This is a genomic window from Kitasatospora sp. NPDC057015, assembly GCF_042673745.1.
Lineage (GTDB): Bacteria > Actinomycetota > Actinomycetes > Streptomycetales > Streptomycetaceae > Kitasatospora.
Map to the genome: position 1 here is coordinate 14206 of NZ_JBHUSG010000034.1, position 16188 is coordinate 30393.

General features: G+C 73.1%; 10 protein-coding genes. 7 read left to right on the forward strand and 3 right to left on the reverse strand.

Annotation, left to right across the window (positions count from 1 at the left end; translation table 11 throughout):
* Positions 1 to 142 precede the first annotated feature (142 nt).
* The gene (locus ACFTWP_RS27070) at positions 143 to 1309 is read right to left on the reverse strand and encodes a trypsin-like serine peptidase (protein WP_380267480.1); all 1167 of its coding nucleotides are present in this window, start codon (positions 1307 to 1309) and stop codon (positions 143 to 145) included.
* 95 nt (positions 1310 to 1404) lie between these two features.
* Positions 1405 to 2616, reverse strand: a complete 1212-nt coding sequence (locus ACFTWP_RS27075; RefSeq protein WP_380267481.1) for a trypsin-like serine peptidase — start codon at positions 2614 to 2616, stop codon at positions 1405 to 1407.
* 456 nt (positions 2617 to 3072) lie between these two features.
* Between ACFTWP_RS27075 and ACFTWP_RS27080 the strand changes: the two genes are divergently transcribed.
* Genes ACFTWP_RS27080 through ACFTWP_RS27100 form a run of 5 tightly spaced genes read left to right on the forward strand, consistent with a single transcriptional unit; the run spans position 3073 to position 11079 of the window.
* Positions 3073 to 5067, forward strand: a complete 1995-nt coding sequence (locus tag ACFTWP_RS27080) for an IucA/IucC family protein (RefSeq protein ID WP_380267482.1) — start codon at positions 3073 to 3075, stop codon at positions 5065 to 5067.
* Positions 5064 to 5720, forward strand: a complete 657-nt coding sequence (locus ACFTWP_RS27085; protein WP_380267483.1) for a GNAT family N-acetyltransferase — start codon at positions 5064 to 5066, stop codon at positions 5718 to 5720. Before ACFTWP_RS27080 ends, ACFTWP_RS27085 begins: the two co-directional genes overlap by 4 nt.
* A 15-nt stretch (positions 5721 to 5735) precedes the next feature.
* A complete protein-coding gene (locus ACFTWP_RS27090; protein WP_380267484.1) occupies positions 5736 to 7154 on the forward strand; it encodes a lysine N(6)-hydroxylase/L-ornithine N(5)-oxygenase family protein in 1419 nt (472 codons plus the stop codon).
* Positions 7132 to 8958 carry an IucA/IucC family protein gene (locus ACFTWP_RS27095; RefSeq protein ID WP_380267485.1) on the forward strand — a complete coding sequence of 609 codons (1827 nt, stop codon included), beginning with the start codon at positions 7132 to 7134 and terminating at the stop codon, positions 8956 to 8958. The genes ACFTWP_RS27090 and ACFTWP_RS27095 overlap by 23 nt, the downstream gene beginning before the upstream one ends.
* 12 nt (positions 8959 to 8970) lie before the next feature.
* Positions 8971 to 11079: an ATP-dependent DNA helicase gene (locus ACFTWP_RS27100; protein ID WP_380267486.1), complete on the forward strand. Its 2109-nt coding sequence runs from the start codon at positions 8971 to 8973 to the stop codon at positions 11077 to 11079.
* Positions 11080 to 11291: 212 nt separating this feature from the next.
* On the opposite strand, the gene lexA is transcribed toward ACFTWP_RS27100, so the two are convergent.
* Positions 11292 to 12083 (reverse strand): transcriptional repressor LexA, encoded by a 792-nt coding sequence (gene lexA / locus ACFTWP_RS27105; RefSeq protein ID WP_380267557.1) that lies wholly within the window; start codon positions 12081 to 12083, stop codon positions 11292 to 11294.
* Positions 12084 to 12488: 405 nt separating this feature from the next.
* Here lexA and nrdR point away from each other — a divergent pair, with 405 nt between their 5' ends.
* Positions 12489 to 12986, forward strand: a complete 498-nt coding sequence (gene nrdR, locus ACFTWP_RS27110) for a transcriptional regulator NrdR (protein ID WP_380267487.1) — start codon at positions 12489 to 12491, stop codon at positions 12984 to 12986.
* A 242-nt stretch (positions 12987 to 13228) separates the two neighbouring features.
* Entirely contained in the window at positions 13229 to 16123 is a 2895-nt protein-coding gene (locus ACFTWP_RS27115; protein WP_380267489.1) for a vitamin B12-dependent ribonucleotide reductase, read from the forward strand.
* The last annotated feature ends 65 nt before the right edge of the window (positions 16124 to 16188 follow it).

Sequence of the window (16188 nt, forward strand, 5' to 3'; positions counted from 1 at the left end):
CCGACCCGGCCCACCCCCCGCGGGCCCCCCCGCGCGCCCGCCCCGCCCCGCGCCCCCGCGGCCCCGGCGGCGCCCCCCCCGCGGCCCCCCCGCCCCCCGGGCCCCGCCGCGTCCGCCAGTCGGTGCCTGCGCACCCGACCGGTCAGCGCTTGCGCTTGCTCACGTAGTCGAACATGTTCTTCGCCTGGGCCTGCAGCGACGGGCCGGCCATCCAGGCGGCCGGCTTCGGGCCGATCGAGTTGACGCTGATCAGCGCCGGCTTGCCGTCCTTGGTGACGAACCAGCCGCCACCGCTGGAGCCGGGGGTCATCGTGCAGCCGATCGCGTACATGGTGGGACGGGCCGCGTCGAAGGACAGCTTGGCCGGCTTGATCGTGGAGTCGCAGTGCTCCAGCTCCCGGCCGTCGAACGGCGCGGCCGAGGGGTAGCCGTACGCGAAGGCCGAGCCGATCTGCTCGCGCGGGGCGTTGAACCAGACCGGGACGGAGCTGCCGACGGTCTCCTCCAACGACTTCCCGTCGCCGTTCATGTTGTGCACGTGGATCATCCCGAAGTCGTACTGGCTGACCGGACCGCCGTCGTGGCCGCCCTCCGCCGCCCACTGCGGGCTCACGTAGGCCTCGTCGGCCGCCCACCAGCCGTACGGGGCCAGCTCGGCCTCGCCGGCCTTCTTCCCGTTGCTGTAGGCCCCGCTCTTGTTGAAGGACGGGACGAAGGTCATCTTCTTGAAGAACGTGCCGCCCTTGCCCTCGTGCAGGCAGTGCGAGGCGGTGTACACCAGGTTGCTGCGGCCCGGGTTCGCCGGATCGCTCACCACGGTGGCGGAGCAGTAGCCGCCGCCGCCCTTGCCGTCCTCCAGGAACAGCTTGCCGAGCACCGCGGTCGCGGCGCTGTACGGGTGGGCCTGGGGCTTCGCCGGTATCGGGTTCGGCAGCTGGGGGTCGGTCTCGTTCTGGGCCGTCGCGCTCTGGGTGGTGAACTCGGGAGTGTCCCGGCCGGCGGCCGCCTCCATCTTCGCGGTGTCCCAGAAGCCCTTGACGACGTCGTTCTTCAGGATGTTGTCGTTGGCGAACTTCGCCCAGTCGTCCAGGCTCCAGTTCGCGAGGTCGGCGAGGCTGGTGGGCAGGCCGAGGCCCGGCTTGGCCGCCGCGGTCGTCGCCGTGGCGGCGCCCGCGGGGGCCGGACCCGCGTCGGTACTGCCGTTCTCCGGACCGCAGGCGGTCGCGGTGAGCGAGAGGGCGGCCAGGACCGCGGCGGACGCCAGGACGGCACGGCCGCGGAGCGGGCTTCGGCGGACGGTGTTCGACATGCTGTGGGTTCCCCGTTGTCGTCGTGTGTGGTGGTGGTGCGGGCAGGGGCCGGCCCGGCGCCGGGCCGAGGCCCCCGCCCACGCCCCGGAGTCGGCTACTTCTTGGAGATGTAGTCCAGCGCCTGCTTGGCGACGGTCTCCAGGTACGGGCCGCTCAGCGAGGTGTGCTCCTGGGTGCCGATCGAGGTGTTGCTGATCAGCGCGGTCCGCCCGTCCGGCATGGTGGCGAACCAGCCGCCGCCGCTCGACCCCTGGGTCATGTTGCAGCCGATGGTCATCATCGACGGGCGCTTGGGGTCGAAGGTCAGCCGGGACGGCTTGCCGCCGTCGCACCGGTACAGCTCCTGGCCGTCGAAGGGCTTGACGAGCGGGTAGCCCCAGGCCGCGACGGCGAGCGTCTCGCGCGGGGCGTCGAACCAGACCGGAACGGCCGAACCGACCGTCTCCTCCAGCGACTTGCCGCCGCCGTTCTGGTTGTGCACCCGCATCACGGCGAAGTCGTACTGGTTCGCCGCGTCGCCCGTGCCGCCGCCCTCGGCCGTCCACTGCGGGGAGGGCACGACCTTGTCGGCCCACCAGGTGCCCAGCGGTGCGAGCTGGTCCAGCGGGGCCTTCTTCCCGCCGCTGGAGGCACCGGAGTCGTTGTACGCGGGAACGAAGACCAGGTCCTTGTAGAAGCCGCCGCCCTTGCCCTGGTGGACGCAGTGGCCGGCGGTCCACACCAGGTTGCTCTTGCCCGGGTGGGCCGGGTCGGCGATCACGGTGGCCGAGCAGTTGCCCCGACCGCCCTCGGCGCTGAAGAAGACCTTGCCCGACGGCTGCTTGGTGTAGGGGCGGGCCACCGGGGTGGCCTTGACCACGGGCGGCTCGGGGTCGTTGGCCCCGCTGCCGGCGGCCGGCGGCGTGGCCGGCGGGGCCGGGTCGGCCGGCTTGGAGTCGCCCATCTTGTCCGGGTTCCAGAAGTCCTTGACCACGGGGTTGTTGAAGACGTGCTGGTTGGCCCAGTTGTCCCAGTCCTCGAACTTCCACTTCTTCAGGTCGTCCCAGGTCTTCGGCAGCCCGTCGAGCAGGCCGGACGGCAGCCCCGTGGGGAGCGTCAGCCCGCCGATCACTCCGCCGCCGCCCGCCGCGTTGGTGGCGGTCGACGGCGCGGCGGCCTTGTCATCGGAGCCGGAGCCGGGGCCGCAGGCGCAGGCGCCGACGAGGAGGGCCACCGCGAGGGCCGCGCCGACGGCGCTGCGGCGCGGCCGGCCCGGCCGGGCGGCCGCCCCGGACGTGCGGTCGGCGGATCGGCGGATCGGTGACATGGGCTTGGCTCCCCCTGTGGTGCGCGGTCCGGCGCCGACGACCGGCCGCCGGTGGTGCGCGACCGCCGGACCGCGGCCGCGTCGCGGGCATGGTGGAGTCTTCCACCGGCCATCAGGACGGTGGTGGCCGCCCCCCGGTTGCGGACCATGATGGAAGGTCACCGTTCCGTGACACAGCGCTCGCAGGGCCGCCCGGGCACCGGCCGCCGGTACCCCGCCGGCGAGCGGCGCGGCCCGTCCGGACGCACGGTCGCGACCTCGGGAGACGTCCCGCGGAGACAGCAGGAACTCCCCCCTGAGGGTGAGTAACCGCCGGTCTTCACCCCAACGAGTGATCCTTTCTTGTGATCACCCCTCAGGGATAGGTAACCCTTACCTGAAGCACGGTGAGAGGTGCCCGCCAGACATCCCCGACAGTGCCGCGCCCGGAGTCACCCCGCGCCCCAAGGAGCAGCCTTGAGCACCGCCCTCACCGGAGCCCCGACCGCAGTCCCGTACCTGCCGCAGCAGGCGACGGGCGACCAGGCCGGGGCGGAGCCGGCCGGCCAGGAACAGGCCGGCCCGGAGCGGGCGGCACCGGACCGGCCCGAAGCACGGCCCGAGCCCGCCGCGGCCCGCGACGCCGCCGAGCCTGACCGGCTGCTGCACCGGGATCCGGCCGTGGCCGCCGAACAGGCGGCGCTGGAGGCCCTGCTGCGCTGCTGGGCGCGGGAGACGGGGGCGAGCCCCGGCCCCGACGGCCTGCTGCGGATCGCCGTCCTCGGCGGCGCGGCCCGGCTCACCGTCCCGGTCCGCCACTGGTCGGCCTGCGGCTGGCACCGGTTCGGTGCGGCCACCCTCGACGGGCCGGCCCCGCTCGGGCCGGCCCCGCTCGGGCCGGCCCTGGCCGCGACCGTGCCCGGCACCCCGGCCGGGCCCGGTGCCGGCGAGACCCCCGTCGACGCGGTCACGGCCGCCGCCCTGCTCGCCGCGGCCGCCGCCGACCGGCCCGACCCCGGCCGGATCGCCGACCTCGCCGCCCGGGTCGCCGACTCCGTGACCCGCACCGCCGACATCCTCGCCCACCGGCGCGAGGCCCCCGCCCCGCCCGCCGGGCAACCCGCCTCGCCGTTCCTCGCGGCGGAGCAGGACCTGCTGCTCGGCCACCCGCTGCACCCCACCCCGAAGAGCCGCGACGGCCTCGGCCCGGCCCAGAGCGCCGCCTACTCGCCCGAGCTGCGCGGCTCCTTCCCGCTGCACTGGTACGCCGTGGACCGCGACCTGCTCGCCGCCGGATCCGCGCTGACCGAGAGCGCCGAACAGCTCACCGAAGGCCTGCTGGGCGCCCCGGGCCTGCTCCCGCCCGGCACCGCCGCCCTGCCGCTGCACCCCTGGCAGGCCCGCGAATTGGCACTGCGCCCGGCCGTCGCCGCGCTGCTCGCCGAGGGGCGCCTGCACGACCTCGGCCCGCACGGCGACCCGTGGTACCCGACCTCCTCCGTCCGGACCGTCTGCCGCCCGGGCACCCCCTGGATGCTCAAGCTCTCGCTGGGCCTGCGGATCACCAACTCCCGCCGGGAGAACCTCCGCAAGGAACTCCACCGGGGCCTGGAGGTGCACCGCCTGCTGGAGAGCGGCCTCGGTGACGAGTGGCGCGCCGCCCACCCCGGCTTCGACATCGTCCGGGACCCGGCCTGGATCGGGGTGGACCTGCCCGCCGCCCCCGGGCAGGACGGCCCCGCCGACCCCGGCGGCCTGGACACCGTGCTGCGCCGCCAGCCCTTCGGCCCCGACCAGCGCGCGCTCTGCGTGGCCGGCCTCGTCGCCGAGCAGCCGCTCGGTCAGGACGGCCCGGTCCGCTCCCGGCTGGGCGACCTCCTGCGGACGCTCTCCGGGCGCTGCGGCCGGCCGCTCCGGACGGTGGCCACCGAGTGGTTCCTCCGCTACCTCGACGCCGTCGTGCTGCCCGCGCTCTGGCTGGACGGCCGGGCCGGCATCGCCCTGGAGGCCCACCAGCAGAACAGCCTCGTCCTGCTGGACACCGCCGGCTGGCCGGTCGGCGGCCGCTACCGCGACAACCAGGGCTACTACTTCCGCGCCTCGCACGCCGAGCGGCTGCACGCCCGACTGCCCGGCCTGGGCGAGGCCAGCGACACCTTCGTCGCCGACGCCACCGCGGACGAGCGCTTCGCCTACTACCTCGGCATCAACCACGTGCTCGGCCTGATCGGCGCCCTGGGATCCCAGCGGCTCGCCGACGAACGGGTGCTGCTGGCCGCGCTGCGCCGGTTCCTGTCCGGCCCCCGGGCCCGCGCCACCGGCTCCACACTGCCCGCGCACCTGCTCGAATCGCCCACCCTGCGCTGCAAGGCCAACCTGCTGACCCGGTTGAACGGGCTCGACGAACTGGTCGGCCCGGTCGAGACCCAGTCGGTGTACGTGGACATCGCCAACCCGGTGGCCGCCGCATGACGGCCGCCTCCCGTACAGGGGCACCCGGGCGGTTCGCGCCCCCGGCGCCGCGCGCCCCCGCCGACCTGCTCGACGGCATCGCCCGCTGGGGCACCATGCCCACCGACGCGGGGGACTTCCGGCTGCGCCCCGTCCGGCTCGCCGCCGACCTGGAACTGCTCGCCGGCTGGATGAACGACCCCGAGGTGGCCGCCTTCTGGGAGCTCGACGGACCGCCCGCCACCACCGAGCAGCACCTGCGCGGGCAACTGGAGGGCGACGGCCGCAGCGTGCCCTGCATGGGCCTGCTGGACGGCAGCCCGATGAGCTATTGGGAGGTCTACCGGGCCGATCTCGACCCGCTCGCCCGGCACTACCCCGTCCGCCCCCACGACACCGGCATCCACCTGCTGCTCGGCCCCTCCCGGGCCCGCGGCCGGGGCCTGGGCACGCTGCTCCTGACGGCCCTGGCCGACCGCATCCTCCAGGTCCGGCCGCGCTGCCACCGGGTGGTCGCCGAACCCGACGTGCGCAACCTGCCGTCCGTACGCGCCTTCGAGCGGGCCGGGTTCGAGCTCGCCGCCGAACTGGACCTGCCCACCAAGCGCGCCGCCCTGATGATCCGCCAACGCCCGCCCGGCCGCCCGGCCCACGAGCCGCTGCCCCTCCCCTAGGACACCTCCTCCTCCATGGAAACGCCCACCCCCGACCCCTACGACCTGCTCGGCGTCGGCATCGGCCCGTTCAACCTCTCGCTCGCGGCGCTGGCGGAGCGCGTCGACGGCCTGCGCACGCTGTTCTGCGAGGCGCGGCCGGAGTTCCGCTGGCACCCGGGGATGCTGGTCGACGGCGCCCGGATGCAGGTGCCCTTCCTGGCCGACCTGGTCTCGCTGGTCGACCCGACCAGCCCCTGGTCCTTCCTCAACTACCTGCGCGAGCAGGACCGGCTCTTCCCGTTCTACTTCGCCGAGCGCTTCCAACTGCCCCGCCGCGAGTACGACCACTACTGCCGCTGGGCCGCCGAACGCCTCACCGCCTGCCGCTTCGGCACCGAGGTCACCGCACTGCACTGGTCCGACGGCCTGTTCCGGGCCGAACTCACCGACACCGCCACCGGGGAGCGGAGCACCGCGCTCGCCCGCAACGTCGTCCTCGGCGTCGGCACCCGCCCGGTCCTGCCGGAGGCCTTCGCCGCCCTCGAAGGGCATCCGCTGGTCTGGCACTCCGCCGACTACCTGGAGCGCCGCGCGGCCCTGGACGCGGCCCGCGACATCACGGTCGTCGGCTCCGGCCAGTCCGGCGCGGAGGTGTTCCTCGACCTGCTGCGCCGGCACGAGCAGGACGGCACCCGGCTGCGCTGGCTCACCCGCACCCGCGCGCTGGCCCCGATGGAGTACTCCAAGCTCGGCCTGGAGCACTTCACCCCGGACTACACCCGCTACTTCCACGGCCTGCCCGCCGACGCCCGCGACCGGCTGGTCGCCGCCCAGTGGCAGCTGCACAAGGCCGCCAGCGCGGAGACGCTCGCCGAGATCCACGACCACCTGTACGAGCGCACCATCGGCCGCCCGATCGACTCCGTCGCGGTGGAGATCACCCCCGGCACCGCCGTGGTCGAAGCCCAGGCCGGCCCCTGCGGGGGGCTTGAACTGCACTGCCGGCACGTCGACTCGGCGGTCGAGCACGTCCTGCGCACCGACGCGGTGGTGCTCGCCACCGGGTACCGGGCGGCGCGGCCGGCCGCCCTCGAACCGCTGGCCGCCCTGATCGACTGGGACGGCTCCGGGCGCTACCGCGTCGGGCTCGACCACCGTGTCGCCACCCTCCCGGAGTTGACCGGCGGCCTGTACGTTCAGAACGCCGAACTGCACACCCACGGCGTCGGCGCCCCCGACCTCGGGCTCGGCGCCCACCGGGCCGCCGTGATCCTCAACGCCGTCGCCGGGCGGACCGTCCACCGACTGCCCGGCCGCACCGCCTGGACCGGCTTCGCCCCACCCGGATCCGCGCCGCACGCCCCGGCGGCCGGCGCCGGTGCCGCCGCCCCGACCACCGCAGGCTTCCCGCGACCCCAGGAGTGGACCCGTGCCGCAGCAGCCAGCCGCTGAGCCGCCGCTGTACCTGCCCCCGCAGCTCACCCCGGAGCACTGGCAGCGGGCCCGCCGGGCGATGCTGGCCAAGATGCTCGGCGAGTTCGCGTACGAGGAGCTGATCACCCCGGTCGCGGAGGGCGACGGCGCGCACCGGCTCACCCTGTCCGGCGCCGTCACGTACCGGTTCACCGCCCGCCGCGGCGCGTACGGCAGCTGGCAGGTCGACCCGACCGGCCTGCACTGTTCGCACGACCCGGAGCTCGATCCGCTGCGCTTCCTCCAGTACGCCCGGCACGACCTCGGCCTCGGCGGCGACACCATCGGCCACCTGGTCCGCGAGCTCACCGCGACGCTGGTCGCCGACGCCCACCAGATCGCCACCGCGCCGACCGCCGCCGAGCTGGCCGACCTCGGCCACACCGAGCTGGAGGGCCGCCAGGGCGGGCACCCGTGGATCGTCCCCAACAAGGGCCGGCTGGGCTTCTCCGCCGCGGACGCCGCCCGCTGGGCGCCGGAGGCCCGCACACCCCGGCCGCTGCCCTGGATCGCGGTGCACAAGCGGCTCGCCACCTACCGCGGCACCCCGGGGCTGGAGCGGCCGGAGGAGCTCTACCGCGCCGAGCTGGACGACCCGGCGGCCCTGCGGTCGGTGCTCGGCGACCGGGCGGAGGACTACCTGCTGCTGCCCGTCCACCCCTGGCAGTGGGACGAGACGGTGGTGCCGCTGTTCGCCCCCTGGATCGCCAGCGGGGAGATCGTCCCGCTGCCCTCGGACGGCGACCTGCGGCTGCCCCAGCAGTCCATCCGCTCCTTCTTCAACGTCACCCGCCCCGAGCGCTGCACCGTGAAGCTGCCGCTCGCCATCCTCAACACCCTGGTCTGGCGCGGCCTGCCCACCGAGCGCACGCTGGTCGCACCGGCCGTGACCCGCTGGATCCACGGGCTGCGGGACGGCGACGCGTTCCTCCGGGACGAGTGCCGGGTGATCCTGCTCGGCGAGATCGCCTCCGTCACCGTGGACCACCCGGTCTACCGCGAGCTGCCCGAAGTCCCCTACCAGTACAAGGAGCTGCTCGGCGCGATCTGGCGCGAGCCGCTCGGCCCCTTCCTCGCCGAGGGGGAGCGGGCCCGGACGCTGGCCGCGCTGTTGCAGTGCGGCTCCGACGGCCGGGCGCTCAGCGCCGAGCTGATCGCCCGCTCGGGGCTGACCCCGGCGCAGTGGGTGGGCCGCCTGTTCGGCGCGATGCTGCCGCCGCTGCTGCACTTCCTCTACCGGTACGGCACCGTGTTCTCCCCGCACGGCGAGAACGCCATCGTGGTCTTCGACGCGGACGACGTGCCGGTCCGCCTGGCGGTGAAGGACTTCGTCGACGACGTCAACCTCAGCGACCAGGACCTGCCCGAGCTGCGCGGGATCCCCGCGGAGATCGGCGAGGTGCTGCTGCGGGACCGGCCGGACTACCTCTGCCAGTTCCTGCACTCCGGCCTGTTCATCGGCGTCTACCGCTACCTGGCGCCGCTGCTCGACGAGCAGCTCGGGCTGCCCGAGGCCGAGTTCTGGGCGCTGCTGCGGGCGGAGATCCTGCGCTACCAGGCGCGCTTCCCCGAGCTGGGCGAGCGCTTCGCGCTCTTCGACCTGTTCCGTCCGGCGATCGACCGGCTCTGCCTCAACCGCAACCGGCTCCTGCTGGACGGCTACCGGGACCGGCCCGAGCGCCCGCACGCCGCCGTCCACGGCGAGGTGCCCAACGTGCTGCACCCCGGTGTCCTGGCGGCGCTGCCCGGGCAGCGCACCCGGATTGTCAGTGCCGCGCCGTAGGGTGGGGGCGCGATGACGAACGACTCCGAACCCCAGCCCCTGCCCGGTGAAGACGACGCCGAGCCCGCCGCCCAGCCCGCGGTGAAGCGCTCGCGGCTTCCGGACCTGCTGCACGCGGCCGTCGCCGCGGTCGGCGGTGTGGAGCGCCCCGGCCAGGTCCGGATGGCCGAGGCCGTGGCCGACGCCGTCGACCACGGCGAGCACCTGCTCGTCCAGGCCGGCACCGGCACCGGCAAGTCCCTCGCCTACCTGGTTCCGGCGCTGGCCCACGGCGACAAGGTGGTCGTCGCCACGGCCACCCTCGCGCTCCAGCGCCAGCTGGTGGAGCGGGACTTGCCGCGGACGGTCGAGGCACTCCACCCGGTGCTCCGCCGCCGGCCGGAGTTCGCGATGCTCAAGGGGCGCTCGAACTACCTCTGCCTGCACCGGGCGCACGAGGGCACCCCCGGCGAGGAGGGCGAGGGCCTGTTCGACCCGGTCGAGGCGCTCGGCGGCCCCACCGGCAAGCTCGGCCGGGACGTCCTGCGGCTGCGCGAGTGGGCCGACGAGACCGAGACCGGTGACCGCGACGACCTCACCCCCGGCGTCTCGGACAAGGCCTGGGCCCAGCTCGCGGTCACCTCCAAGGAGTGCCTGGGCGCCACCAGGTGCGCGTACGGCCAGGAGTGCTTCGCCGAGAAGGCCCGCGAACGGGCCAAGCTGGCGGACGTCGTGGTCACCAACCACGCGATGCTGGCGATCGACGCCATCGAGGGCGCGCCGGTGCTGCCCGAGCACGCGATGCTGATCGTCGACGAGGCGCACGAGCTGGTGAACCGGGTGACGGGCGCCGCCACCGCCGAGCTGACGGTCGGCGCCGTCAACCGGGCGGTGAAGCGGGCCGCCAGGCTCGCCAACGAGAAGTCGGTGGACGCCCTGCAGGCCGCCGCCGAGAGCTACCACGGGCTGATGGAGACCGCGCAGCCCGGCCGGGTCGAGGAACTGCCCGAGTACCTCTCCTACGCGGTGTCGGCGATCCGGGACGCCGCCCGCCAGGTCATCACCTCACTGGGGGAGACCAGGGACAAGGCCCTCAGTGACGAGGACGCCGTGCGCAAGCAGGCGATGGCCTCCGCCGAGACCCTGCACGAGACGGCGGAGCGGCTGCTCGCGGAGTCCGAGTACGACGTGGTGTGGATCGAGCGCTCCGACCGGTTCGGGCCGGGCACCGCCTCGCTGCGGGTGGCCCCGCTGAACGTCGCCGGGCTGCTGCGGGAGAACCTCTACAAGGAGCGGTCGGTCGTCCTCACCTCGGCCACCCTCAAGCTCGGCGGCGACTTCAACGGCGTGGCCGGCTCGCTCGGCCTGCCCGGCGAGGGCCGGCTGGCGGACGTCCGCACCCCGCAGGACCCGGAGCTGGAGTTCGGCGAGGACACCCCGCCGTACTGGCGCGGGATCGACGTCGGCTCGCCCTTCGACTACCCCAGGCAGGGCATCCTGTACGTCGCCAGGCACCTGCCGCCGCCGGGCCGCGAGCCCGACCGGCCGGAGATGCTGGCCGAGCTGGAGGAGCTGATCGGCGCGGCCGGCGGCCGCACCCTCGGGCTGTTCTCCTCGATGCGGGCGGCGCAGGCGGCGGCGGAGGCGATGCGGGAGCGGCTCGACAACCGGATTCTGCTGCAGGGCGAGGACACCCTCGGCGAGTTGATCCGGGAGTTCGCCTCCGAACCGGAGGCCTGCCTGTTCGGCACCCTCTCGCTCTGGCAGGGCGTCGACGTCCCGGGGTCGGCCTGCCAGTTGGTGGTGATGGACCGGATTCCGTTCCCCCGTCCGGACGACCCGCTGATGAGTGCCCGGCAGAAGGCGGTGGAGGAGGCCGGCGGCAACGGATTCATGGCCGTCGCGGCCAACCACGCGGCGCTGCTGATGGCGCAGGGCGCCGGCCGGCTGGTGCGCGCGGCGGAGGACCGGGGCGTGGTGGCGGTGCTGGACCCGCGGCTGGCGACGGCCCGCTACGGCGGTTACTTCCGCTCGTCGATGCCGGAGTTCTGGTACACCACCGACCGCAACCAGGTGCGCCGGTCGCTGGCGGCCATCGACAAGTCGGCGCCCGAGCCGCGCCCGGTCGCGAAGCGCGGCTGAACGGCCCCTCCGGGCCCGTACCGGGCCGTCCTCGGCCGGGCGCGACCCGGGATCGGCCCACCGGTACGGCGGAGCGGCCACCGGCATGACCCACTGGCATGACAGAGGGGGCTCCGGCTGCGACCGGAGCCCCCTTCATCTGCAGTCGGGCTTCATCTGCACTCGGGCCCGAGGTGCTCGGCCGCGGGCCGGGCGGTTCCGCCGTCGGCGGGTCAGAGCCGGCGCAGCACCGCCACGACCTTGCCCAGGATGGTCGCGTTGTCACCGGGGATCGGGTCGTACGCGGCGTTGTGCGGCATCAGCCAGATCCGGCCGTCCTCGCGCTTGAGGCGCTTGACGGTGGCTTCGCCGTCGATCATCGCGGCCACGATGTCGCCGTTCTCGGCGACCGGCTGGCGGCGGACGGTGACCCAGTCCCCGTCGCAGATGGCGGCCTCGATCATCGAGTCGCCGCGCACGGTGAGGGCGAAGAGCTCGCCCTCACCGACCAGCTGACGGGGGAGCGGGAAGACGTCCTCGACGGTCTGCTCGGCGAGGATCGGGCCACCGGCGGCGATCCGGCCGACCAGCGGCACGTAGGAGGTGGAGGGCCGGCCGGCCGTCTCGGCGGTGTTGGGGCGGGCGACCTCGACCCCGCGCACCTCGTAGGCACGCGGGCGGTGCGGGTCCCGGCGGAGGAATCCCTTGCGCTCCAGGGCCATCAGCTGGTGGGCCACCGAGGAGGTGCTGGACAGGCCGACGGCCTGGCCGATCTCCCGCATGCTCGGCGGGTAGCCGCGGCGCTGGACGGAGTCCCTGATGACCTCGATGACGCGGCGCTGGCGTTCGGTCAGCCCCGCCTCGTCGGTGCGGATGCCGGGCGGGCGGCCCGGGAGCGAGCGGGTGGGTGCCGGGTGGCCGAGAGCGGCGTCCTGCGCGGAGGCGTGCTCGATCGGCTGGTCGGGGACGCGGCTCGTACTGGTGATGGCCGGGCCGGCGTGGCGGTGGTCTTCGCTACGGTCCATGCTGTGGTCCACACTCTGCTGGTTCGTGGTGCGCTGCCCCACCTTGAGCTGGGTGTGTTCCTGCACCGGGATGGTGTTGCTTTCGATCGTGTTCACGGCGGCCCCTCTCGACGGATGTCCTCCCCTTTTCCAGCCCAACGGCACCACCTATCGAAAGGTTGCGCCAAACACACGTTCGAGTGAATTATTCGAGAGTTGGCACATCCGATCAAGGCTTTGTTGTACATCGATTAAATGTTCGACTTCATCAGTCTAATCCGGGACGACACGCCAAGGGGGCAGGATCCCCCGGAGACCTAGATCTAGTGGCTACTGTCCTCCTCGGTCCCACAAGTTGTGGTCGGACCCGCCGCATCGCGTAGACTGGTCGGGGTCCGCACGTCATGCCAGGGAGGGAATCCTCAGGTGCACTGCCCCTTCTGTAGGCACTCCGACAGTCGCGTCGTCGACAGCCGCACCACCGACGACGGCAGCTCGATCCGCCGTCGCCGCCAGTGCCCCGACTGCAGCCGCCGCTTCACCACGGTGGAAACGGCCGCGCTGATGGTCATCAAGCGCAGCGGCGTCACCGAGCCGTTCAGCCGGGAGAAGGTCATCTCCGGAGTCCGCAAGGCCTGTCAGGGCCGCCCGGTCACCGAGGACGCCCTGGCCCAGCTCGGCCAGCGGGTCGAGGAGTGCCTGCGGGCCAGCGGCAGCGCCGAGCTCTCGACACACGACGTCGGGCTCGCCATACTCGGTCCGCTCAAGGACCTCGACGTGGTGGCCTACCTGCGCTTCGCCAGCGTCTACCGGGCCTACGACGGACTTGAGGACTTCGAGGCCGCCATCGCGGAACTCCGCGCCGAGCGGCCCTTCGCCCTGGAGGACGGCGCCCCGGTGCCGGCCCCCGCCGCCGCGTCCTGACCGGCGGGCACCGCACGACCCGTACCGGTGCGTCCTTCGACGCAGCGGCGTAACACCGACGTACTACAACCGTACCGACCGGCCCCCCGGGGCTGACGCGTGCCCGAAATCTGGGCACAGAACACCACAAACCGTGCGTGAACAGCCGGCGACCGGCTGTCCGCACACCAGGAGAAGCGAACCAGCGGCACCCCGGAAGCAATGGGGCGCCGAGGGCGTTTGCCCAGGAGGAGGAGCGAGAAGTGACAGACACGACGAGCGGTTCCGCACGCGGGTCCAAGTCCGAGAAGGCTGCCAGGAGCACCGCCGGCAAGGCGCCGAAGGGCGGCCTGCGGATCGAGCGCATCCACACCACCCCTGGCGTACACCCCTACGACGAGGTCACCTGGGAGCGCCGCGACGTCGTCATGACCAACTGGCGTGACGGCTCGATCAACTTCGAGCAGCGCGGCGTCGAGTTCCCCGACTCCTGGTCCGTGAACGCCGTGAACATCGTCACCTCCAAGTACTTCCGCGGCGCGGTGGGCACCCCGCAGCGCGAGTGGAGCCTCAAGCAGATCATCGACCGCGTGGTGCTCACCTACCGCGCCGCGGGCGAGAAGAACGGCTACTTCTCCGCCCCGGACGACGCCGAGATCTTCGAGCACGAGCTGACCTACGCGCTCCTCCACCAGGTGTTCAGCTTCAACTCGCCGGTCTGGTTCAACGTCGGCACCAAGCAGCCCCAGCAGGTCTCCGCCTGCTTCATCCTGGCCGTCGACGACTCCATGGAGTCGATCCTCGACTGGTACAAGGAAGAGGGCATGATCTTCAAGGGCGGCTCCGGCGCCGGCCTGAACCTCTCCCGGATCCGCTCCTCCAAGGAGCTGCTGTCCTCCGGCGGCAACGCCTCCGGCCCGGTCTCCTTCATGCGCGGCGCGGACGCCTCCGCCGGCACCATCAAGTCGGGCGGCGCCACCCGCCGCGCGGCCAAGATGGTCGTGCTGGACGTCGACCACCCGGACGTCGAGGCCTTCATCGAGACCAAGGTGAAGGAGGAGGAGAAGATCCGCGCGCTGCGCGACGCGGGCTTCGACATGGACCTCGGCGGGGACGACATCACCTCCGTCCAGTACCAGAACGCCAACAACTCGGTCCGCGTCTCCGACGAGTTCATGACCGCGGTCGAGAACGGCACCGAGTTCGGCCTGCGCGCCCGGATGACCGGCGAGGTCATCGAGACCGTCGACGCCAAGAAGCTCTTCCGCAAGATGGCCGAGGCGGCCTGGGCCTGCGCCGACCCCGGCATCCAGTACGACTCGACGATCAACCACTGGCACACCTGCCCGGAGTCCGGCCGCATCAACGCGTCCAACCCCTGCTCCGAGTACATGCACCTGGACAACTCCAGCTGCAACCTCGCCTCGCTGAACCTGATGAAGTTCCTCCGCGACGACGACACCTTCGACGCCGAGCGCTTCGCCAAGGTCGTCGAGCTGGTCATCACCGCGATGGACATCTCCATCTGCTTCGCCGACTTCCCGACCGAGAAGATCGGCGAGACCACCCGCGCCTACCGCCAGCTCGGCATCGGCTACGCCAACCTCGGCGCCCTGCTGATGGCCACCGGCCACGCGTACGACTCCGTGGGCGGCCGGGCCCTGGCCGGCTCCATCACCTCGCTGATGACCGGCACCGCCTACCGTCGCGGCGCCGAACTCGCCGGCGTGGTCGGCCCGTACGACGGCTACGCCCGCAACGCCGCCCCGCACCAGCGGGTGATGAAGCAGCACGCGGACGCCAACGCCGCCGCCGTGGCCGTCGACGACCTGGACGCCCCGATCTGGGCAGCGGCCACCGAGACCTGGCAGGACGTGCTGCGGATCGGCGCGCAGAACGGATTCCGCAACGCCCAGGCGTCGGTGCTCGCCCCGACCGGCACCATCGGCCTGATGATGGACTGCGACACCACCGGCGTCGAGCCCGACCTCGCCCTGGTCAAGTTCAAGAAGCTGGTCGGCGGCGGCTCGATGCAGATCGTCAACGGCACCGTGCCGCGCGCCCTCAAGCGCCTCGGCTACCAGCCGGAGCAGGTCGAGGCGGTCGTCGCCCACATCGCCGAGCACGGCAACGTGGTCGACGCCCCGAGCCTGAAGCCCGAGCACTACGAGGTCTTCGACTGCGCCATGGGCGAGCGGGTCATCTCGGCGATGGGCCACGTGCGGATGATGGCGGCGATCCAGCCGTGGATCTCCGGCGCCATCTCCAAGACGGTGAACATGCCCGAGGTCGCCACCGTCGAGGAGATCGAGGAGATCTACTTCGAGGCGTGGAAGCTCGGCGTCAAGGCCCTCGCGATCTACCGCGACAACTGCAAGGTCGGCCAGCCGCTCTCGGCCAAGACCAAGGCCCCGGCCGCCACCGAGGCGCCGAAGGCCGAGGCCGCCCCGGTGGTCGAGAAGGTCGTCGAGTACCGCCCCGTCCGCAAGCGCCTCCCCAAGGGCCGCCCGGGCATCACCACCTCCTTCACGGTGGGCGGCGCCGAGGGCTACATGACGGCCAACTCGTACCCGGACGACGGCCTCGGCGAGGTCTTCCTCAAGATGTCCAAGCAGGGCTCGACCCTCGCGGGCATGATGGACGCCTTCTCCATCGCCGTCTCGGTCGGCCTGCAGTACGGCGTCCCGCTGGAGACCTACGTCTCGAAGTTCACCAACATGCGCTTCGAGCCGGCCGGCCTCACGGACGACCCGGACGTGCGGATGGCGCAGTCGATCGTCGACTACATCTTCCGCCGCCTGGCGCTGGACTTCCTGCCCTTCGAGACCCGCTCCGCGCTGGGCATCCACTCGGTCGAGGAGCGTCAGCGGCACCTGGACACCGGCTCGTACGAGCCGCTGGAGGCCGACGACCTGGACGTCGAGGGCCTGGCGCAGTCCGCGCCGCGGGCCGCCGAACCGGTGGCACCCGCCAAGCCGGTGGCCGTCGAGGCGCCGAAGGCCGCACCGGCCCAGGCACACAACTCCACCGAACTGATGGAGATCCAGCTCGGCCTGAACGCCGACGCGCCGCTCTGCTTCTCCTGCGGCACCAAGATGCGCCGCGCCGGCAGCTGCTACCTCTGCGAGGGCTGCGGCTCGACCAGCGGCTGCAGCTGAGTCCGACCGTCCGCCGCGTGTGCCTCCGTCGCCCGTCGGGCTGAACCCCGGGCGGCGCACCGGCC

Excerpts from the sequence above, each read along its gene's own strand:
- ACFTWP_RS27075 (WP_380267481.1), bottom strand. The coding sequence starts at position 2,616 with ATGTCACCGATCCGCCGATCCGCCGACCGCACGTCCGGGGCGGCCGCC.
- ACFTWP_RS27085 (WP_380267483.1), top strand. The coding sequence starts at position 5,064 with ATGACGGCCGCCTCCCGTACAGGGGCACCCGGGCGGTTCGCGCCCCCG.
- lexA (WP_380267557.1), bottom strand. The coding sequence starts at position 12,083 with ATGGACCGTAGCGAAGACCACCGCCACGCCGGCCCGGCCATCACCAGT.
- ACFTWP_RS27100 (WP_380267486.1), top strand. The coding sequence starts at position 8,971 with ATGACGAACGACTCCGAACCCCAGCCCCTGCCCGGTGAAGACGACGCC.
- ACFTWP_RS27070 (WP_380267480.1), bottom strand. The coding sequence starts at position 1,309 with ATGTCGAACACCGTCCGCCGAAGCCCGCTCCGCGGCCGTGCCGTCCTG.
- ACFTWP_RS27090 (WP_380267484.1), top strand. The coding sequence starts at position 5,736 with ATGGAAACGCCCACCCCCGACCCCTACGACCTGCTCGGCGTCGGCATC.